We start from the raw sequence: 19,557 nt of genomic DNA on the forward strand, positions 1-19,557 counted from the left end.
ATCCGGCCCCCAAAAATGTTCCTGGGGACCACCTTCTCCCCGCAAGCAGGGAGAAGGGATTATATTGGCGTGGCTTCGATCAGCAGGAAGCGCTCGAATTTTGCCGGAATGCGGTTTTTGGCCGGCGTAATATCGCCCAGCGAGGCGTCGTTGAAATAGTCGCGCAGGCGGTAGCGTTTCTTCGTCAATCCGCGCAGTTCCACCTCGCCGTCCCATTTGTCAGCATAGAAGGCATAATAAAGCTTGCCCTCCTTCTCGACCGCGTGGGCCTCCGGCTTGTCGAAGCCGATATCATAAAGCTCGCCGCGGTACTGGCCCGTCGAAAGCATGTGCTTTTTGTACAACCCGACCCACTTGCGCCACATCACTTCGCGTTCCGGCGTCAACTGGAAGTTCTCGCCCTTCTCGTGGCCCGGCCCCGGCCAGGTGAACTTGGTCGAGACGATGCCGCCGATCCCGACCGTCGAGGCGAAATCATCGCCGCCATCGGAAAGTTCGACGTGATCGCCGGCATAGGCCGCATCGCGCCCCATCAGCCCTTTCAGCGACTTACCCTTTAGCCGCACCTGCCACGAACTGAGCGGATCGGAGGCCGGGACATGGTTGGTATAGGGCAGGTTATGGAAGGCGTAGGACGTGCCGCACGGGCAGAATTCGACCACCGCATTGGGGTTGATCTCTCGCGCCGTGTCATAGATCAGCTTCCAGAAATCCTGGAGGTGCTCGACCGAGTCTTCCGGTTTGGCATGGTTGTGCGCCGGATTATAGCACGGCGCCACGCCGTTCATGTGCTGGCCATCGAGCTTCAGCCCCTCGAAGCCCCACTCACCGATGATTTTCCGGATAAGCTGGCGGTAATATTCACGCGTCGGCTGGTAGGCCGGGCAGAGATAAAAGGCGTTCCACCAGGTGACATTCTGCACCGCGCCATCCTGATTGAGCAGCAGCATGTCGGTGTGATCGTGCAGCAGATCGGTGCCCGGATCAACGGCCAGAGGCGCCAGCCACAGGCGCGGCCGCAAGCCCGCTTTTTTATTCGACTGAACAAAGGCGAGCATGTCTTCGTCCTTGCGCGGGAATTTCTTCGTATCGAGATACCAGTCACCCTCGGAGGTCTGCCAGCCATCATCGAGCACGGCCCATTCCAGGCCCACATCCTTGGCCTTGGCAAACGTGCTCTCGATTTCCTCGACGGTGAAATTGCGCTGATAGCCCCAGGCGCACCATACCGGCTCATAGGATTCCGCCGGCGGTTTCGGCGCCGCCAGGCCGCGATCGGCCATCACCCGGCGGTAGGTATCGAGCGTGGCATAGTGGTCGCGCTGGTGAACGCTGACAAAAGTATCGAGCGTGGTCAGGCTGTCGCCGGTTTTCAGCGTGGCGGCGCGCTCATACCGAATGCCCACGCCCGCACCGGCCGCCGTGGCAATCAGCGGCAGGGAGATCAGCTTCGGTGTGTTTTCGATATGGCCGACCGCCAGGCCGGCATCCGGCCGCCAGACATCGACGATCGGCGTACCGCTGCCGTAGTCGGAGGCATTCATGCCCATGAAGTTCGGCTGGTCGAAACCGGCCTTGACCGGCTGTACCCAGTCGCGGCGGTCGTCATGCGACGAACCGGAGAAGGACCAGAAGGCGGTGCCCTTCAGCATGTGGCTGTGCGAGGTCCAGGCCGCGACTTCGAGATCGGCCGTGCCGGTATTGCGATAGGTGACGCGGCTGATGGCGAAGCCGGGATAGCGATCATAAAGCGCGACCTCGACCGTCTTTTCCAGACCTTCAGGCGAGGTGCCGCGCACGGAATAAAGAATACCCTTGCCGTGGATATCATTGACCGGTTTTTGGCTCTTGTCGGCAAATGTGAAGCGATCAACGACCGTACCATCCTTGAGCGTCACCGTTTCCGATGGCGCAAATTCGGTCAGTTCGACCCCCCTGCCATTTTGCCGGGCAATGATGCGGCTGTTCAGGCCGAGGTCGAAATCGATGGCGATAGCGGAGTCAGAAACGGTCGCCACTGAAGCGCTTTGCGCGCGGCCGGCCGTGGCCATAAGCCCCGAAGCCATAACTGTGCTCGACAACAATTTGAGCACGCCGCGCCGGCTGGTCATGTTCTGCGTTATCATGGTCGGCTCCTCCCCGCTGTTGCGCATGGTTCATTTTTGATCTTGCATAAGTCAAATTAAAAAGGCAAACAAAAAGACATGAAAACGCAACATTAAATTTCGTTTTCTTTCTTTTCAAAATTTGGGAGCCGGAATATGACCAGACGTCGCCTGTTTTTGAGCCTTCTCACCACGGCTTCATTGCTCGCCACAGGCGCCTGCGCCGCCGATCCGGGCTATACGGTGGCCGATTTCGCCAGAGTGAAAAAGTTCGACTCCCACGTCCATGTCAATGTCACCGACCCGGCCTTTGTAGACCAGGCGAAAGCCGATGGCTTTGAGCTTTTAAGCATCAATGTCGACTATCCGGAATTTCCGGCGCTGGCCGACCAGGCCGCCGTCGCTCATCACTTCCATAATGCCGACCCCGCGCATTTCCATTTTGCTACCGCCTTCACCATGAAGGGCTTTACCGCGCCCGGCTGGGCGGAAAAGACCAATGCCTGGCTCGATTCCGAATTCAAACAGGGCGCCGTGGCGGTCAAGATCTGGAAGAATGTCGGCCTGATCGAGCGCGATGAAAAGGGCCAGTTGATCTTCATCGACGATCCGCGCTTCGATCCAGTGGTGGCGCATATCATCGCCGCAGGCAAGGTTCTGATCAATCACCAGGGCGAGCCGAAAAACTGCTGGCTGCCGATGGACGAGATGAGCACCGACAATGACCGCTCCTACTTCAAGGCGCATCCGGAATATTACATGTACCTGCATCCGGAAATGCCGCGCTACGAAGCGCTGATGGCGACGCGCGACCGCTTCGTGGCCCGTCATCCCGACCTGAAATTTGTCGGCGCCCACTTCGCCAGCCTGGAATGGAGTGTCGATGAAGCGGCGAAGTTCCTTGATGCCTATCCCAACGCCAATATCGAACTAGCGGCGCGGATCACTCAGATCCAGGCCCAGTCCGTGCAAGATTATGACAAGGTGCGGAACTTCTTCATCACATACCAGGACCGCATCATGTACGGCACCGACCTGACGCTCAATCCGGGGGAAGACCCGGCGGAATTCAAAAAGGTGGCCCACGATTACTGGCTATCCGACTGGACCTACCTGGCGACTGGCGAAACCCAGACTGTCAACGACATTCACGCCGATGCCAAGGGACTGGCCCTGCCCAAGGCCGTCATCGACAAAATCTATTACAGCAACGCCGAACGCGAATACGCGTTACAAAATTAGGCCAGATGCAGCTTGAAACCGAGGTGGTCGGCGGCCTCCCGAATGAAGTCGGGGGCTTCGGCATCGGTGATCAGGGCATCGATCTCGCTGATATCGATGATGCGGTGCAGGCAGACCTTGCCGAACTTCGATGAATCGGTGATGGCGATCACCTGCCGCGCCGTCTCGACCATCTTGCGGTTCAGTTGCGCTTCCGGTTCGTGGTGCGTGGTGATACCGCGCTCGACATCGAAGCCATCGACGCCGAGGAACAGCTTATCGAGCAGCAGGTCATCGAGCGCCGCCACGGTCTGGGCACCGTAGAAGGCCATGTTTTTGCGGCGCAGTTCGCCGCCCAGCATGACGATCTTTATCTTTCGTTTCTGCGCCAGCGCCGACAGCACCTCGAAATCATTGGTGACGACCGTGACATCCTCGTCATCCGGCAGAAAACGGGCGATCTGGAGCGCCGTGGTGCCGGAATCAAGCATGATCGAATCACCCGGCTGCACCATCGAAGCGGCGAGCCGGCCGATCCGTTCTTTTTCTTCCGGGTGGCTGGTGCGCTTGGCCTCGATCGGCGGCTCGGCATTGACCGTCACCACTTCCGAGGAAATGGCGCCGCCATAGGCGCGCGTGGCGATGCCGTGCTCTTCCAGATAATGCAAATCCTTGCGGATGGTCTGCATGGAGACGCCAAACTGTTCCGACAGGGCCACGACCTGCACGCTGCCCCTTGACTTGAGCATGGCCGTGATCTCGCGCCGGCGCTCTGAGGTATCGCGCGTCAGTTTTACCGCACCTTCGGCCATTTTGTTTCGGTCCCCGGACTCACAGGTTTCGTTTCGATATGCCGCTTATCCCTCAAACCTCACCGGAATTCAACAACGACAATCGGTTTCAGGCTGGCAAAACCGGGCGGCCTGATCAAATATGTGTCAAATTTGCTTCTTTTTTGTTGCGATTAACATATAAAACGAAAGATAATGTAGACATAAGAACAAAAGCGTACATAAATCGCAACATAAGGGAATGAGCGCTGCCACGCGCCATTATATATGGAGACTAGAAATGCCGACCATAGGAATGAAACGCAAATGGCTTGCTTCGGGCGCCGCACTGATCGCTTTGGCGACAACGCCCCATGTCAGCGCCCAGGAAGCCCCCGCCGCCGATCCGGCCACCACCGAGCCGCCGCAAGAAGTCATTGTTGTCGGCGTCCGCGCCAGTGTCGCGCGCGCCGTCAAGCTGAAGCGCGATGCCACCACCGTGCAGGATTCGATCAGCGCCCTGGAACTTGGCATGTTCCCCGACGATAACGTCGCCGACTCGCTCAGCCACATTACCGGTGTGTCGATTTCGCGCACGGCCGGCGGCGAAGGCCAGAAGGTTAGTGTCCGCGGCCTCGGCCCGGAATATACGCTTTCCACCTTCAACGGCCGGATTCTCGCTACCGACGGTGCCGGCCGCGACTTCGCCTATGATGTGCTGCCCTCCGATGTCATCAGCGGCGCCGATGTCATCAAGGGCGCTGAAGCCTCGCTGACGGAAGGCGCCATCGGCGGCCTGATCAATCTGCGTTCGGCCAGTCCGTTCGACAAGCGCGGCCAGCACGGCATCCTGCGCCTGGAAGGCGACCGCAACCAGATGTCCGAACTCGACGGGCAAAAGCTGTCCGGCGTCTACAGCAACACCTTCGCCGATGACAAGCTGGGCGTCCTGTTCGGCGTCGTCCTCGAAAAGCGCGACGACCGCACCGACGTGGCCGGCAATGACGGCGGCTGGACGCGCAATCCCGACCCCACCGACGAAAGCTGGCTGTGGGGCAATGCCTGGGGCGGCAATATCGATCCGAACAACAACGGCGTGCTCGATCCGGAAGAATATGGCCTGATCGGTCCGGGCCAGTTCCGCGTCGGTTCCATCCTGGAGCAGAAGAAGCGCAGCGCCTTCACCGCCAAGGTGGAGTGGCGGCCGAACGATAATTTCCGCCTGGTGGTAGACGGCCTGACGACGAAACTCGATTCCCCGCAGGTCGGTTACCAGCAGTCCTTCTATCCACTGTATGCGCCCGGCCGCTGGTCCAACATGGTGATCGAGAGCGGCATCGTCACCAGCTTCGACATGACCAACCCCGATCCGGAAATGCGGCTTAATCCGGAACTGCTCAACCAGACCTCCTACCGCGTCGTCGAAACCGACCTGTTCGGTGCCAATGCCGAATGGCGCGTAAGCGACACCCTGACCCTGACCGGCGATGTCTATCGCTCGACCTCATCGCGTCATTCCGGCGGCCAGGACAGCTATGTCGTTCTGCGCATGAACCAGCCTAACTCGGCCCATATCGAACTGACCGGTGCCTATGTGCCGAGCGTCACCGTCAATTTCGACGACGGCCGCGATCTCGCAAGCGGGCTGGCCAGCGGCGCCTTCACCGACTCCGATTTCAACACCCACTATTTCTCGCTCGAAGGCGACAATATCGACGATGAAATCAACGGCGCCTCGTTCGCCGGCAAATGGGACGTCAACAAATCGTGGGTCGAGAGCCTGCAGTTCGGCGTCACCTACACCGATCGCAAGAAGTCGCGCGACCTGATCAACAACTCGCTGACTGGCGGTGCCGACTATTATTCCGGCGACAATGCGATCAATGTCGGCGATCTCGGCAGCAATGTGATCTCTCACAGCTTCACCCTGCCCAACTTCATGAGCGAAGTGCCCGGCAATTTCCCGCGCACCTTCCTGGCGTTCGACGTGCCCGCCTATGAGCAGGCCCTGGCCGCCTATGACGGCCACCTGCGCCCGGATGGCGAGCCCTATACTTATGCCGATGCCGCCCCGGTCTGGAACCCGCTGCAAAGCTATCGCGTCGGTGAAAAGACCTGGTCCGGTTTTGTGCAGGCCAATCTGTCCGGCGAGCGCTGGACCGGCAATGTCGGCCTGCGCGTTGTGCAGACCCAGACGACCGCCCAGGCGTGGGATGCGAAAATCCTCGATATCATCGAGAACGGCGCCTTCAACTATACCGCCGTCTATGCCGATCCGACCTCGGTGACGCAGGACAGCGAATATACCTACTGGCTGCCCTCGGCCAACCTCAACTACCGCATCACCGAGACCCTGCGTCTGCGCCTGGGCGCCGCCCGCACCATGGCGCGTCCGTCGGTTGAAATGCTGGCCCCGACCAACACCACCGAAAGCGTCTCGTGGGGCGAATTCACCCAGATCTACGGCGGCAATGCCGACTTGCGGCCCTATTCGGCCGATCAGGTCGACGCCTCTCTGGAATGGTATTTCGGCAAGAATTCGATCTTCAACTTCGCCGCCTTCCACAAGCATATCAAGGACCAGATCACCAGTAGCTGGGAACCGGGCCAGGATATCGGCGTGCCGGGCTATCTGTTCAATGTCAGCCGCCCGATCAATGGCGACTACGCCAAGGTCAGCGGTATTGAAATCGGTTTGCAACACTTCCTGGAAAACGGCCTGGGTGTTCGTGCGCAATATACCCGCAACTGGTCCACGAGCTTTGTCGGTGATCAGGAGCGTCCGCTCGAAGGCATCGCGCCCTCGGTCTACTCGCTGGGCCTCTTCTATGACCACGGCCCGATCTCGCTCAGCCTGACCGGCGACCATACGGACGGCTTCGTCACGGCCACCAATGTGCTCGGTGCCGGCTATAACGAGCAGGCAGATCCGATCACCTGGGTGACGGCGCACGCCTCTTACAAGATCAATGAACACCTGGACATTACCCTGGAAGGCCAGAATCTGCTCGACGAGGCCAATACCTACAGCATCAACGGCAATCCCTTGCTGCCGCAGGGCTATTACCGCTACGGCGCGTCATACAAGCTCGGCATGAGCTACCGGTTCTAGGCTGACTGACTGTTCTTATGTCTTAACGCCCGCCCGGCACAACCGGGCGGGCGTTTTTTTTGTCTCCGGACTGTTGCCAGGCGTGACAATCCCCGGCATGGCTTCGCGGTCAAGAAGGAGCTTTACATGACCATCAAGAGACTTGAACCCGGCAAGCGCATGAGTCAGGCCGTCATCCATAACGGCATCGTCTATCTGGCCGGCCAGGTCGGCGAACCCAGCACGTCGCTGACCGAACAGACCACCGCCGTACTGGCCCAGATCGACGCCCTGCTGGCCGAGGCCGGCACCGATAAATCTCGCCTGCTCACCGCCACCATCTGGCTGGCCGACATGGCCGATTTCGCCGCCATGAACGCCGTCTGGGATGCCTGGGTCGATCCGGCCAATCCCCCCACCCGCGCCACCGGCGAAGTCAAACTGGCCGCACCGGAATACCGCGTCGAGATCATCGTGACGGCGGTGCTGCCTTAAATTGAGTCTGAAAGCGCGTGGCCTCCGTCACGCGCTTTTTGCTTACGCGCTGTTGATGGGCCGTGCCGGAAGCGTGATGCCCATTTTTATGCCCGATGGTTTATGCTGACGATCCGCATAAGGAGCCCGTCATGACAGAACTTACCGTTCCCGCCCGGCAAACCCCTTTGACAAAACACGCCCCCTTCCGGCCGCCGTTTCATCCGAACGCGCTGGAACCGGAAAGCGAACACCCCGGTGTCTGGGACTGGACACCGCGCGCGGACGCCATATGGCAGGCCGCCGAAGCGCGCAATGCCCCGCTGAAGGCCAGGCGCCCGCTCGGCGGTTCGGAAGGTATTCCCGAAACCCAGCCCGATGCCAATGATCTGCTGAACGTGGCCCTGACGGTTATAGCGGGCTTAAGCCTCGGCGTGGTCGTCACCACGATACTGCGGGTGATCCTGCCGAAAGACTAATTGGGATTTTTCGCCAGGGTCATGGCGACATTATAGAGAAAATCGCTGTTTTCGTGCATCCGCTTGTCGGCCAGACGCAGGGCTTCGGCTATGCGTTCCGCTGGCGCCGGATGGCGCTCATCCTTCAGCCAGCGCTCGATCGAACTTTCCGACACACCGGTCGCTTCGGAAATCTGGCGCGCCAGCGAACCGCGCGGATCGGTGCGCCAGGCCAGATCGGCGATACGGGCGAATTCGAGCGGGGTCAGCAGTGACTTGCGCGTCTCGCGGGCGGGCTTGGTCGGTTCGGTCATGTCAAATCTCTTGATACCCGGAAATGCTTGAACTCAGAAATATTGGCCAACGGTGTCACCATGCACCACTTTCGGCGCTTCGGTAAAGAAGGGGCCGGCCAGTGCCCGCCATTGCTGGAAATTATCGCTGTTGCGGAAGGTGACCATGTGATGATCGACCGTTTCCCACAGGACGCGCAGATTATACAGGCCCGGCGTCTCGATCACCTTTTCCAGCGACATGCCGTGACAGCCTTCGGCGCTTTTGAAGTGCAGCGCGGCGGCCGCTACGGCGGCTTCAAAGTCAGCGGCCCTGGTGGGATCGATGGTCAGGGTGGCGATTTCGGTGATCATGTCGGTTCCTTGGCGGTCTGGCGTCCGGTGCGGCCTCTATGTCATGCCGCGCGGCCGATCTCAAGATGCTTATTACAGCCTTATTTTGACAAGGGATGATCGCCAGCGTGACTTTATCAGCCAGAGCTTAAACTTGGACCTTCACAGGAGGATATCATGGCCGATTTCGACATCAGGACCGATCACAACGCGGACGCCCGCACACGTTATCCCGGCAGCGGCACGCACCCGTCAGATGTGACGCGCGGATCGGGCCAAAACGACCCCTTCCCGCCGGAAGGTACGGACGAAAAAATCATCTCGCCGGTCAAAACCGGCGAGGATGCCATCAGCGAGGCGGACAGTCTCAAGGCGACGAAGACTGCGCTTGGTCTCGATGCCAGCCACAAGGCCGGTATGATCGACATTGTCACGACCTTCGTAACGGCCTTCCTGACGGGCTTTTTCCGCACCACGCCCCACCGCACGCAATTGCGACGCGATAAAAAATTGCGCGACAATCTCGATGAAGGTCAGATCGATTCCATGATCGATGACAGCTTTCCGGCCAGTGATCCGCCCAGCAGCTACTAATGCGCTCAAACAGGAAACGGGCCCGAAAGCTGGGCCGTTTTCCTTGCAGTTCGGGCAATAAAAAACCAGAGAGGTGAATGGATTGACATGTGTCAAACGCTTCGTCTCTCTGGCTTTTTTATTGTCATTGAGTTTGCCTCTTTGACATTCTCAGCATCTCAAATCGCCCATAAGGAAAAAAGCAGAAAGGCGGATCATTTCGTAAAAAAGCCGTAAGTGACATAGTAGGGCATCCCGCCGCCATACAGATACGCGCATGAATGGGGCGTATGCTGTTCACCAAATCCTTATGCCGCGAAAACGGTTCCGCTGTGCTTTCTGATGGTTTTTGCGGTTAGATCGGTTCAACAGAAACGAGGTGCCGCCATGGACTATATCGACGCCCCCAACACCTACGCCGCCATTCCAGCCAGGGACACGCTGAGCATGAAAGCTGAGCGTCTCTTGGAAAACTACCGCAACCTGCCGAAAACGAGCCTGGCCCTGGCCGGACTGGCTGGAGTAGGCGTGCTGGCTATCCTCGGCGGCCTGTGGATGGGGAAAAACAAGCTTTTCCCACGCCATGTCGCGGCCCACGTCGCGGATTGTGAAGACTAGACGCGGCCGGCAGAGGCTTCCGGACCGGTGCTCTTGATGATGTGCTGCGGTCCGATCAGCTTGGCCATGAGCTTGATGGCCGGGTCGTGGAACTCCGCACCCTTATCGCTGGCGCACAGGTCTTCCAGCACCCAGGGGCGTATATTCAGCTCAAACAGATCAAGTACGCTTTTGAGAATGCAGGCTTCGGTGGCGATACCGGCGATAAAGACCTCGCGCACACCCCAGGTTTTCAGGCGCACAAGCAGGGTTTCGGTAACGCAGCTATAGATCGGCCGGCTGATGACCACGGCGTCGTCACGCGGCAGAAGCGCCAGTTCGGTTTCCGGACTTTTCGGCGGCATTTTGTCATAACCGAGTATCTTCCGGAACGGAGAAGGCTCCGGATTATAGAACCGGGTGAAAATGACATGATCGAACTCGTACTGAAGGTTTTCCAGCGGGGTTATCACATGCTGCGAATGCGGCGTGATGAAGCCTTCCTGGACATCGATCACGATCAGCACCTGCGGCAATTCTTCCGACATCTTCCCTCCAAAGCCGGCACTATAGTGCCTGTTTATAAGGATTCGACGCCAGAGTGGATCAGTATTTTTAGTCTACTGTGATATTTTTGCGGTTTTTGGCGTCTGGCAGGTGCATTTTCAACCGCTTTTCATTCACCAGGTTCAGCAGGGCCGCTGCCGCCCGCGCATCGGCCAGCGCCCGATGGTGATTTACCAGCTCGATATCGAAGGCACGGCAAAGATTCGCCAGGCCATAGGATGCCTGGCCGGGGTAGTGTTTGCGCATGGCCGCGCAAGTACATAGTTTCGGGTGACGAAAGCGCCGCTCGATCCGGCGGAACTCGCTGGCAATGAAGCCGTGATCGAATGTCGCATTATGCGCCACAAAAACGGCGCCCTCGATGAAATCGGCGAAGTCATCGGCGATATCAGCGAATTTCGGCGCACCGCGCACCATCTCGTTGCTGATCCCCGTCAGTTGGGTGATGAAATGCGGAATGCGCTTTTCCGGATTGATCAGTGACGACCACTCGCCGATAATTTCCCCATTCCTGACCTTGACCGCGCCGATTTCGGTGACCCGGTCATTCGGCGGTCGCCCGCCAGTGGTTTCGACATCGACCACGACATAGACCTGGTCCGGATCGGTGCGGTACGCCACGCGGCAGATATCGGCCTCGAAGCCGATATTGCGCAGCAAATTCAGCCGCGCCAACTGGTGGCGGCGAATTTGATCACCTTCGCCCTTGATCTCGACAAAGCGCACCTGTCCGTCACGGATCAGCACCAGATCAGGGAAGCCATCGCGCAGGGCATGGAAATCCTCGGCCATTTTTTGCAGCAATGCCGCCACGGCTTCGGGTGGCGCCGCGGTCAGAAACGAGGTGACCAACGCCTCCAGACCATCGAACCAATAGAACAGGCCGTTGGGTTCGCCCTGCCTTTGCCGGATCGTTTCGCGCAGCATTTTCAGCGCCGTGCCGGACCGCACACGCCCCAGCTTACGCGCAATGTCATCAGCAAAGCGCATATGGAAGGTCTTGTCCTTCAGGCTTTGCGGACGGTGATCGAATTCGGAGGCAAAACCGGCGCCGCTGCCGAACAATTCCTCCCAGAAGATAAGCCCGAACAGCACCGGCCACAGGCCGTTTTCGGTGTGATGCGCCGTCCAGCCCTGCCGGGCGTAGACCTGCATGGCGGCAAATTCGGCGTCGCCGCGATAAAGCTCATCGACTTCGATCGTTTCCGCCGACCGGAGCAATTGCGTATAGACGCCTGTGCGCTGCTGGCCGAACTTGCGGGCATAGAAATCGCTGGCGAAGATATATTCCTCGTCATGCGCCGGGCTTTCCAGCATGGCTTCCAGCCGGCCCTTCGCCTCTTCGGCCGCACCGATATTATATAGCAGGCGCACGCTGCGCTCGTGACTTTCGAAGGCGCCGGACCGGGCATAGACGGCCAGCGCCGCCGCAGTATCCCTCTGCTTTTCAAACGCCAGGCCGATCTGGTGCAGCAAGGTGTCGCGCAGGCCGATCGCGGGTTCCGCCAGGGGCATCGGCCAGTCATCAACCGCTTCGGCCAGGCCGCGAAAATCAGCCCCGTCCTTCAGGGCGCGTAGCTGCCGCGTGTAGAAATACCCCGCCCGCGCCTCTTCCAGAGTCTCGAACCGCGCCTGGTAGCGGTCACGCGCCTTCACCGACACCACGCCCAGGTCACGCAGGGCGAAGCTGGTCATGTTGTCGCTGAGTTTGCCGAAATAGAGATAGAGCAGGAAGCCCAGCGTCTCCTTGTGTTCCGGTACGAAATGATCCGAGCGCAGGAAGCCGGCGGAAAAGCGCTCATACGGCAGGTGTTCATGCACGAAGTCCGCCAGCCGGGGCTTGCTCCAGCCACTTTTGACCTCAAGCCGGTGAGCGCGCGCCAGGTCGATCAGGTCCGGCTTCGGCCGATCATCCAGACAGGCGCGATAGTCGCGCGCGTCGATCTCACGAATAAAACCCTGTGCACGCAAATGATCGAGCCCGCCCCACAGGTCGCCGATCTCCTGATAGGCCAGGTCGCGCGGCGAAAAGACCGCCTTCTTGCGATTGCTCATGCGGATATAGAGGCACTGCGCCCACTCATCGAGCGTCTCGAAGCGCGCGATGAAAGCCTGCTCTTCCGCGCCCAGCATCTTGCCATAGACCGAAGTGATAAAGCCGATCATTTCGCGGAAATGATCCCGGTAATAGAGGGGTGGCAGGGTGATGAATTCGCGGGGCATGACCATGAGTTCTATATATGTTCCAGAAACAATCCACAAGGGCCCGCCGCAAGCGCGGCGATTGTATTCGATTACAATCCGTGCTTATCTGCCAGGGATCGCGGCGCAGACCGTGCTTTTTACAGGCTGGAAGATATCATGATGAATTTTATTCCCTCGCGCCGTCATATGCTGTTCGGTGCTGGCGCGCTCGGTATGTCCGCGCTCGCCGGCTGCAAGCCCGCGCCGACGCCTGCACCTGAAGCCAGGGCCAAAAGCGTTCTGGAAACCTGGCCGGTCGGGGTCCAGCTCTATACCGTCAATGCCGAACTGGCGAAGGACATCCCCGGCACGCTCAAGGCCGTGAAAGACGCCGGTTACGATGTGGTCGAGACAGCCGGCACGCAAGGCAAGACCGCCGCCGAATACAAAGCCCTGATCGAGGCGGCGGGGCTTAAAATCCGCAGCGCCCATTCCAACATGCCAAAGCTGATCGACAATCTCGACAAGGAAGTAGCCGAGGCCCTGGCGCTGGGTGCCGAATGGCTGGTCTGTTCTTCGCCGAAGACGCCCGCGCCCCTGCCCGCCGGTTCGGACTGGATAACCGGCATGATCAAGGCCATGACTCTGGATGCCTGGAAAATGAACGCCGAACACCTGGCAGCCATCGCCCCAGTCATCAACAAGGCGGGCCTGAAACTCGCCTGGCACAATCACCCGATGGAATTTACCGATCTCGGCAACGGCCAGACCGGCTACGATATCCTGATGGCCGCCGCCCCGGCCGACCAGTTGCGCGCCGAACTCGACCTCGGCTGGGTGGCGGTAGCCGGCGCCGATCCGGTGGCCATGATGAAGAAATATGCCGACCGCCTCGACCTGCTGCACGTCAAGGACATGATCAAGGACGCGACCATCCCAGCCGGATTCCGTTCGACCGAAATCGGCAAGGGCATGATCGACTGGAAGCCGGTTTTCGCCGCCGCGCAGGAACTGGGCGTGAAGAATTATTTCATCGAGCAGGAACCGCCCTATCTCAAGCCGGTTGTCGAGTCGCTCAAGGAAAGCCGTGCCTACATCGCTTCTCTCTAGCGCCGATACGTCAGCTTCAGCGTGACCATCCGGCGGGTGTCGAAACTGACCGTGCCGTCATTGCTGCGCTGGATCTGGATGGCCGTATCAAGCGCATTATCAACACGCAGACCCAGGTTGACCTGAGGCGTAAGCGGATAGTCCAGCGCCAGGTTTAACTTGCTGTAGGCTTTCAGTGGCAGGGCGTTGAGATCGTCCTCGAAGCTCTGCCCCTCAAACAGCCAGTCGGCACGCCAGCCGATCTTCGCCATCTGCCCTTCGGCACCAATAGAGCCGCTGTATGCCGGCGCCTGGGCGGGCCGTTTGCCGTTGACTGTAACGTTCGTCTGGCCGACGCGGGCATGGGTGGCCGTGAGCGCAGCATTCAACGCAAGGGCATCTCTGACCTGATACTGCGCCTGCGCCTCCAGCCCGTAGGCGCGGACTTCGCCGACATTCCGGCGCTGGCGGTAGGCGCCGCCAGCAGGGATAAAACCCGCCACCGGAAAAGTGCCTGGCCCGATACCGAGAGTCACATTGGTGATCGGATCACTGACGACATTGGAGAAGATACCCGCATCAAAATGCAGGCGCTGACCGGTGCGCCGCCAGCCGATTTCCGCCCCGGTCAGGGTTTCCGGCTTGAGATCGGCATTGGCCTCTGTGACATCATTGCCAACGCGAAATGGCCGGTAGAGTTCGTTCAGGCTGGGCGGGCGGAAGCCGCTGTAGATAGCCGCGCGCAGGGCATTTGCAGGCGTGACCTGATAGGCCACTCCCAGCCGACCGGAACCGACCGTCTGTTGCTTCGACCGCAGATCCAGATCGAGCACCGGCAAGCCCGTGGTCAGGTCGCGCTCGAAACGATGGGCGCCGGAGGTCTTCCAGTCATCGATGCGGACGGCGCCGGTCAGGGTCCACCGGTCGATGGCGTGTGTGCTCAGCATGTAGATTCCCGCCAGCGTATTTTCACCGCCGGCAACACGATAGCGCGTCGCTGCACCCGCCATGTAGCGGTAATATTCGCGCGATTCCCCTTCGCCGGTACGGGCATCGATGCCGATTTCCCATTCGGAACGAGCGTTCTGGCGGCGGATCGCCGCATTAAAACCATCGCCTGTCGCCGGCGTCTTGACCTGATCATTGGCCAGTGAGGTGCCGCTGCGCCCCGGCAGGACCGACACCGAGCGATTGGCAAGGTCTGAGTCCTTGTGCCAGATTTGCAGGCGATAACCGGGCGCTTCATCGGTCGGCTGGCGCGTCCAGGCCAGGCTGAACTGGTCGCCCTTCGATCGCGCCGTTGCCCCCTTCAGCCCGGTCTCGCGCACACTGTCATAGCCCCCGGCCAGCAGGGACAGTTCGCCGTCGGCCACTGTCCACTGTCCATTGAGCAAGATGCTGCGGTCGCGGCCATGGGTGGCCACATCTGCAGCGCCACGCTGGCTGCCGCGCACCGGTGCATCGCCTTCAAGGGTCCGGTCGGTAAGATGGACGCCGATATGATTGCCCATGACGAAACCGGCCTGAAGCCCGCCACCGCCATGATCATCGACACTCGCCTCGACATAGGGCCGCAAAGCCTGAGGCGGCACAAGCGACAGATCGACCACGCCGGTCAGAGCCCCCGCGCCATAGGCTCCGCCACCGGCGCCCCGCACCACATGGGCGCTGGCCAATCCTTCCGAAGGAATGCCCGCCCAGATGACCCAGCCGCCAAAAGGATCATTCTGTGGAATGCCGTCGAGCGTCACCAGCGCCCGGCCGGCACCGGAAGGCGCGATAGCCCGCAAGCTAATGCCCTGTACGGTCGGGTTGGCGGTCAGGCTGGAGGAACGGCGGAACAGCGCCGCCTGCGCCGATTGCTTAAGAACCTGGTCAAGCGAGGCGCCGCTCGTCAGTTCAGTGCCAGTCAGGTCTACGCGGCTGAAAACGGCATCTCCGCTGTAGGGGGCGAAACGCTGCCCCTGGACAATGACTTCCGTCGGCGGCTCCGCATGGGCCGACACCGCTACCATGGCCAGCAGGCTTACCCCCAGATATCGAACCGCCACTATCCCTCTCCCGCAAAAGCACCGGTACTCTTTTGCGGGAATAAAATAAGAAATCCAGCCAAAAACGTCAGACCCGTTTCAGCGCGGGCGATGTGTTGATCAGCCGTACAAACGCCTCTGCCGGCATGGCCTTGCCGAACAGATAGCCCTGCATGGTGTGGACGCCCGCCGCCTTCAGGTGGCTGTGCTGGCTGGCGGTCTCGATCCCTTCCGCCGTCACCTGCATTCCAAAGGCACGGCCAATGCCCGTGACCGCCTGGATAATGGCCAGGGCCTCCAGGGCGGCGCGCGGTTCGCCATCGAGCGCCATGACAAATTCCCGGTCGATCTTGATCTTGTCGAACGGGAAACGATGCAGGGCGGTGAGCGACGAATAGCCGACGCCAAAATCATCGAGCGCCAGCTTGATGCCGAGGCTGCGCAGGTCATTGAACAATTGCCGCACGCGATCGGGGTCGCCGAGGAAGGCGGTTTCGGTCACTTCCAGCACCAGTCGCTTCGGATCAAAACCGGTCTCGTAGAGCAGGGCGCGCACGCCGGCCACGAAGCCCGGCTTGTCCAGTTCGATCGGCGATACATTGATCGCCACGGGGATGTTCCAGCCGGCCGTGGTTTCCAGAACGCGACGGCGGGCGAAGGTGCCCAGGCGCGTGATCAGCCCCGAGCGCTCGGCCACGGGAATAAACACCGCCGGACCGATGGGGGCGCGGTCACCGCGGCGCCAGCGCATCAGGGCCTCGGCGCTGACGACCTCAGCGCCGGTACGGTCATAGATCGGCTGGTATTCCATCTCGAAGGCGCCCGCCTCGATATCGGCCTCGATCTCGCGGACCAGGGCGGATTCCGGATCGTCCTTCACGGCCTTCACCGGCGCGGCTTTTTTCTTTTTGGGTTTCGCAGCGGCTTTTGGGTTTTCCGGCGCGGCCGGCTCATCGCCGATCATCCGCTCCAGTCCAGCGAGCGTGCGTTCCACCCAGGTCGCGGCCATGGCGATCTCATCGGACGCAATGGCGCGGTGCTCGACCCGAATGGCGCGTTCGATTCCCGCCGCCACGCCGGCCACGGTTTTGGCGCCGATATTCAGGCTCATCGATTTCAGCGCGTGGGCCGCGCGCGCCAGGCGGTCGTCATCGCCCTCGGCATGGGCGGCCTGCAGGGTGGCGACGGCTTCCGGCGCATGGCTGCGATAGAGCCCGACGACGCGGCGGACGAAATCACCCCGACCATTGTGCAGCCCTTCGATAAGTCCTGTAATCACCGCCTTCTCGAACAGATCGCCATCGGCTTCCGGCAGGACGGACGCCGGCACCTCGATTTCGGCCACGCGCGGCAGGGCGGCGGTGCGCAGGTCTTCCCGCAGGTGTGTGCGCAATATGGCGGCCATATCGCGCAGGGTGAAGGGCTTGTGCAGCACATCGTCCATACCGGCGTCCTTCCACGCCTGGGCGGCATGGCCAACGACATGGGCGGTCAGGGCGACAATCGGCAGATGCGCGTCTGTTTCCTGGAGTCTCCACTGCCGCGTCGCCTCGAAACCATCCATCACCGGCATGGAGCCATCCATCAGCACGAGGTCGAAATCCTGCACCCGCATCTTTTCCAGGGCATCGGCGCCATCGGCCGCAACCGAGGCCGCAATGCCGAAGCGCGCCAGCGCCTCGATGGCGACTTCGCGGTTGACCTCGCCGTCATCGACCACCAACACCCGCGCCTGCGGCCAGGCGGCATCGACGCCTTCGGGATCAGCATCGGTATCATAAAGCACGAAATCCCCGCCATCGCGCAGGCGTTCGATCAGGGTATCGATATCGCGGTGACGCAGGGGCCGCGACAGCACAGCGGCGGCGCGGCCATCGCGCATCCATTGTTCGGCATCGGCATCATCCGGATAAGCCAGCAGAACCAGAGCTTCCGGTTTGACCTCCAGGTGATCGCGGCTGGCGGCATCCGCCAGAACCAGGCGGGGCCTGTCCGGACCGAAGCGGATATTCGCTTCCTTAAGCCGCTCGGCCAGGACTTCGTTTTCGACATCGCCACGGATATGGAGATTGACAACCGGCCGCACCAGGTCATGGATCACCGGCGGCGCGCAGGGTGGCGCATAATCCAGCGCAGGCATCCGCACATGGAACTGCGTGCCTTTTCCCTGTTCGCTGGTGACGGCAATGGCACCGCCCATGGCCTCAACGAGGCGCTTGGAGATGCTCAAGCCCAGGCCGGTGCCGCCGAAGCGCCGCGTCGTCGTCTGGTCTTCCTGGGTGAAGGCGGAGAAGATGGCGCCCAGCTTGTCACGCGCGATGCCGATGCCGGTATCCCTGACCACCAGGCGCCAGAAACCGGGCTTTTTGTCCGGCTCAATGGATACCAGGACATGGCCTTTTTCGGTAAATTTCAGCGCATTGGAAACGAGATTCGATACCACCTGACCCAGCCGGACCGGATCGGCCGGCACCAGGCGCGGCGCTTCCGGATGGGCATGGGCGACGAGCTCGATGCCTTTTTCGCGCGCCTTGGCCTGGAACAGGGCCAGGGTGTCATCAACGCAATCGAGGATATCGACCTCGCAGATTTCGACCTCCAGCTTGCCGGCCTCGATCTTGGAAAAATCGAGGATGTCATTGATCACCGCCAGCAGTGACCGGCCGGATCTGGCGATGGTGCGGGCATGGCGTTTGGCGCGCGCCGGCAGGCTTTCGGCCGCCAGCAGTTCGGCCATGACCATGACGCCGTTCATAGGCGTGCGGATTTCATGGCTCATGGTGGCGAGGAAATCGGACTTGGCGGCATTGGCGGAAAGGGCCTCGTCGCGCGCCTTCAGGTAATCGGCTGTGCGGTCCTCGACCTCCTGCTCCAGCCCGATCAGGTGGGCTTCCAGTTTTTTGTCACGCACCCGGATGGCGTCGATCATGGTATTGAAGCCATTGACCAGAACGCCCAGTTCATCCCGGCTTTTGGTCTCGACCTGGCGGGTAAAATCGCCCTGCCGGGTGATGGCCTCGATGGAGCCGGTCAGATCGGTCAGAGGCCGGATCATCGCCCTTTGCAGGCGGCGCGCCACGAAAAGCGCCAGGGCCAGGGCTATGGCCGCCAGGCCGAAAATGCCCGCCAGCGCCTGCAACAGGGTGCGGGCAAAATCCTCCGATTTGTGAACCACGACCACCTGGCCGATCTGGTGGCCGCTGCTCATCACCGGGGCATGAACCTCGATGGTGCGCGTGGTGACCAGGGCCATGATATCGGGATGGCGGTTTTCGGCATCAAGCGTGACGTCGCTTTTCAGACGGGCGCCGGCCCCCATTTCAGCCAGGGCCGAGCCATCATGTGCCTCTACGCGGGCATAGGTGATGCCGGGCGTGCGCGTGACGGCGCGCAGGGCGGTATAGGCGCGGCTGCGGTCACTGACAGCGACCGCGTCTTCCGCGCTGGAGGCCAGGACATCGGCCGCGGTTTTCATCACCGACCAGCGGGATTCGGCCTGGCGCGTGGTTTCGCGGACGACAAAAAGACCGGCAACCGGCAGGGTTGAAAACAGCACTGATCCAATAACAAGCCAGTTTAGACGTGTGGAAATAGAGGATTTACTGCGACTGTTTTGGATATCTGCCGGCATTGCGCGTTTATTCACCCTCTATACATAAAACGAAATGAGCTTAAGCGCACACAACCCATGCGATAGTCTTATCTACATTGCGTCGTAACCAAGTCTAATAAGCAAATCTTAAAATCTCACTGCCATGGTTCAGGCTAAGGA

General features: G+C 60.4%; 15 protein-coding genes. 7 read left to right on the top strand and 8 right to left on the bottom strand.

What is annotated here, in order from left to right; genetic code table 11:
* Nucleotides 1-59 precede the first annotated feature (59 nt).
* Nucleotides 60-2,126: a glycoside hydrolase family 36 protein gene (locus ACTHND_RS13235; protein WP_440178419.1), complete on the bottom strand. Its 2,067-nt coding sequence runs from the start codon at nucleotides 2,124-2,126 to the stop codon at nucleotides 60-62.
* Nucleotides 2,127-2,261: 135 nt separating this feature from the next.
* On the opposite strand from ACTHND_RS13235, the gene ACTHND_RS13240 reads away from it, so the two are divergent.
* Nucleotides 2,262-3,347: an amidohydrolase family protein gene (locus ACTHND_RS13240; protein WP_440178420.1), complete on the top strand. Its 1,086-nt coding sequence runs from the start codon at nucleotides 2,262-2,264 to the stop codon at nucleotides 3,345-3,347.
* Here the strand turns inward: ACTHND_RS13240 and agaR are convergent.
* Nucleotides 3,344-4,138 carry a transcriptional repressor AgaR gene (agaR, locus tag ACTHND_RS13245; RefSeq protein WP_440178421.1) on the bottom strand — a complete coding sequence of 265 codons (795 nt, stop codon included), beginning with the start codon at nucleotides 4,136-4,138 and terminating at the stop codon, nucleotides 3,344-3,346. The two genes, ACTHND_RS13240 and agaR, sit on opposite strands and share 4 nt — an antisense overlap.
* Before the next feature lie 259 nt (nucleotides 4,139-4,397).
* Between agaR and ACTHND_RS13250 the strand changes: the two genes are divergently transcribed.
* The 3 genes from ACTHND_RS13250 (at nucleotide 4,398) to ACTHND_RS13260 (ending at nucleotide 8,140) form a co-directional block, all read left to right on the top strand.
* Nucleotides 4,398-7,208: a TonB-dependent receptor gene (locus tag ACTHND_RS13250; protein ID WP_440178422.1), complete on the top strand. Its 2,811-nt coding sequence runs from the start codon at nucleotides 4,398-4,400 to the stop codon at nucleotides 7,206-7,208.
* Between the two features lie 126 nt (nucleotides 7,209-7,334).
* Complete coding sequence (locus tag ACTHND_RS13255; RefSeq protein ID WP_440178423.1) at nucleotides 7,335-7,682, top strand: RidA family protein; 348 nt, start codon at nucleotides 7,335-7,337, stop codon at nucleotides 7,680-7,682.
* A gap of 131 nt (nucleotides 7,683-7,813) precedes the next feature.
* Complete coding sequence (locus ACTHND_RS13260; RefSeq protein WP_440178424.1) at nucleotides 7,814-8,140, top strand: hypothetical protein; 327 nt, start codon at nucleotides 7,814-7,816, stop codon at nucleotides 8,138-8,140.
* Here ACTHND_RS13260 and ACTHND_RS13265 read toward each other — a convergent pair.
* Complete coding sequence (locus ACTHND_RS13265) at nucleotides 8,137-8,433, bottom strand: hypothetical protein (protein WP_090649630.1); 297 nt, start codon at nucleotides 8,431-8,433, stop codon at nucleotides 8,137-8,139. The two genes, ACTHND_RS13260 and ACTHND_RS13265, sit on opposite strands and share 4 nt — an antisense overlap.
* 33 nt (nucleotides 8,434-8,466) lie before the next feature.
* On the bottom strand, nucleotides 8,467-8,766 hold the full coding sequence (locus tag ACTHND_RS13270; protein ID WP_440178425.1) for an antibiotic biosynthesis monooxygenase family protein: 300 nt from the start codon (nucleotides 8,764-8,766) through the stop codon (nucleotides 8,467-8,469).
* 156 nt (nucleotides 8,767-8,922) lie between these two features.
* Between ACTHND_RS13270 and ACTHND_RS13275 the strand changes: the two genes are divergently transcribed.
* Nucleotides 8,923-9,339, top strand: a complete 417-nt coding sequence (locus ACTHND_RS13275) for a hypothetical protein (RefSeq protein WP_440178426.1) — start codon at nucleotides 8,923-8,925, stop codon at nucleotides 9,337-9,339.
* 366 nt (nucleotides 9,340-9,705) lie between these two features.
* Nucleotides 9,706-9,936, top strand: a complete 231-nt coding sequence (locus ACTHND_RS13280; RefSeq protein WP_440178427.1) for a hypothetical protein — start codon at nucleotides 9,706-9,708, stop codon at nucleotides 9,934-9,936.
* Here the strand turns inward: ACTHND_RS13280 and ACTHND_RS13285 are convergent.
* Entirely contained in the window at nucleotides 9,933-10,463 is a 531-nt protein-coding gene (locus ACTHND_RS13285; protein ID WP_440178428.1) for an isochorismatase family cysteine hydrolase, read from the bottom strand. The genes ACTHND_RS13280 and ACTHND_RS13285 overlap by 4 nt on opposite strands.
* A 67-nt stretch (nucleotides 10,464-10,530) precedes the next feature.
* Entirely contained in the window at nucleotides 10,531-12,705 is a 2,175-nt protein-coding gene (locus ACTHND_RS13290) for an exonuclease domain-containing protein (protein WP_440178429.1), read from the bottom strand.
* A 138-nt stretch (nucleotides 12,706-12,843) separates the two neighbouring features.
* Here ACTHND_RS13290 and ACTHND_RS13295 point away from each other — a divergent pair, with 138 nt between their 5' ends.
* Nucleotides 12,844-13,776, top strand: a complete 933-nt coding sequence (locus ACTHND_RS13295) for a sugar phosphate isomerase/epimerase family protein (protein ID WP_440178430.1) — start codon at nucleotides 12,844-12,846, stop codon at nucleotides 13,774-13,776.
* Here ACTHND_RS13295 and ACTHND_RS13300 read toward each other — a convergent pair.
* Entirely contained in the window at nucleotides 13,773-15,806 is a 2,034-nt protein-coding gene (locus ACTHND_RS13300; RefSeq protein ID WP_440178431.1) for a TonB-dependent receptor, read from the bottom strand. The two genes, ACTHND_RS13295 and ACTHND_RS13300, sit on opposite strands and share 4 nt — an antisense overlap.
* A 67-nt stretch (nucleotides 15,807-15,873) precedes the next feature.
* Nucleotides 15,874-19,341, bottom strand: coding sequence for an EAL domain-containing protein (locus ACTHND_RS13305; protein ID WP_440178432.1), 3,468 nt, complete (start codon nucleotides 19,339-19,341; stop codon nucleotides 15,874-15,876).
* Between the last annotated feature and the right edge of the window lie 216 nt (nucleotides 19,342-19,557).

The sequence above is a fragment of the Asticcacaulis sp. genome, from assembly GCF_051954415.1.
Lineage (GTDB): Bacteria > Pseudomonadota > Alphaproteobacteria > Caulobacterales > Caulobacteraceae > Asticcacaulis.

Bases quoted from the DNA above. Each gene is read 5' to 3' on its own strand.
- ACTHND_RS13235 (WP_440178419.1), bottom strand. From the start codon at position 2,126: ATGATAACGCAGAACATGACCAGCCGGCGCGGCGTGCTCAAATTGTTG.
- ACTHND_RS13240 (WP_440178420.1), top strand. From the start codon at position 2,262: ATGACCAGACGTCGCCTGTTTTTGAGCCTTCTCACCACGGCTTCATTG.
- agaR (WP_440178421.1), bottom strand. From the start codon at position 4,138: ATGGCCGAAGGTGCGGTAAAACTGACGCGCGATACCTCAGAGCGCCGG.
- ACTHND_RS13250 (WP_440178422.1), top strand. From the start codon at position 4,398: ATGCCGACCATAGGAATGAAACGCAAATGGCTTGCTTCGGGCGCCGCA.
- ACTHND_RS13255 (WP_440178423.1), top strand. From the start codon at position 7,335: ATGACCATCAAGAGACTTGAACCCGGCAAGCGCATGAGTCAGGCCGTC.
- ACTHND_RS13260 (WP_440178424.1), top strand. From the start codon at position 7,814: ATGACAGAACTTACCGTTCCCGCCCGGCAAACCCCTTTGACAAAACAC.
- ACTHND_RS13265 (WP_090649630.1), bottom strand. From the start codon at position 8,433: ATGACCGAACCGACCAAGCCCGCCCGCGAGACGCGCAAGTCACTGCTG.
- ACTHND_RS13270 (WP_440178425.1), bottom strand. From the start codon at position 8,766: ATGATCACCGAAATCGCCACCCTGACCATCGATCCCACCAGGGCCGCT.
- ACTHND_RS13275 (WP_440178426.1), top strand. From the start codon at position 8,923: ATGGCCGATTTCGACATCAGGACCGATCACAACGCGGACGCCCGCACA.
- ACTHND_RS13280 (WP_440178427.1), top strand. From the start codon at position 9,706: ATGGACTATATCGACGCCCCCAACACCTACGCCGCCATTCCAGCCAGG.
- ACTHND_RS13285 (WP_440178428.1), bottom strand. From the start codon at position 10,463: ATGTCGGAAGAATTGCCGCAGGTGCTGATCGTGATCGATGTCCAGGAA.
- ACTHND_RS13290 (WP_440178429.1), bottom strand. From the start codon at position 12,705: ATGCCCCGCGAATTCATCACCCTGCCACCCCTCTATTACCGGGATCAT.
- ACTHND_RS13295 (WP_440178430.1), top strand. From the start codon at position 12,844: ATGATGAATTTTATTCCCTCGCGCCGTCATATGCTGTTCGGTGCTGGC.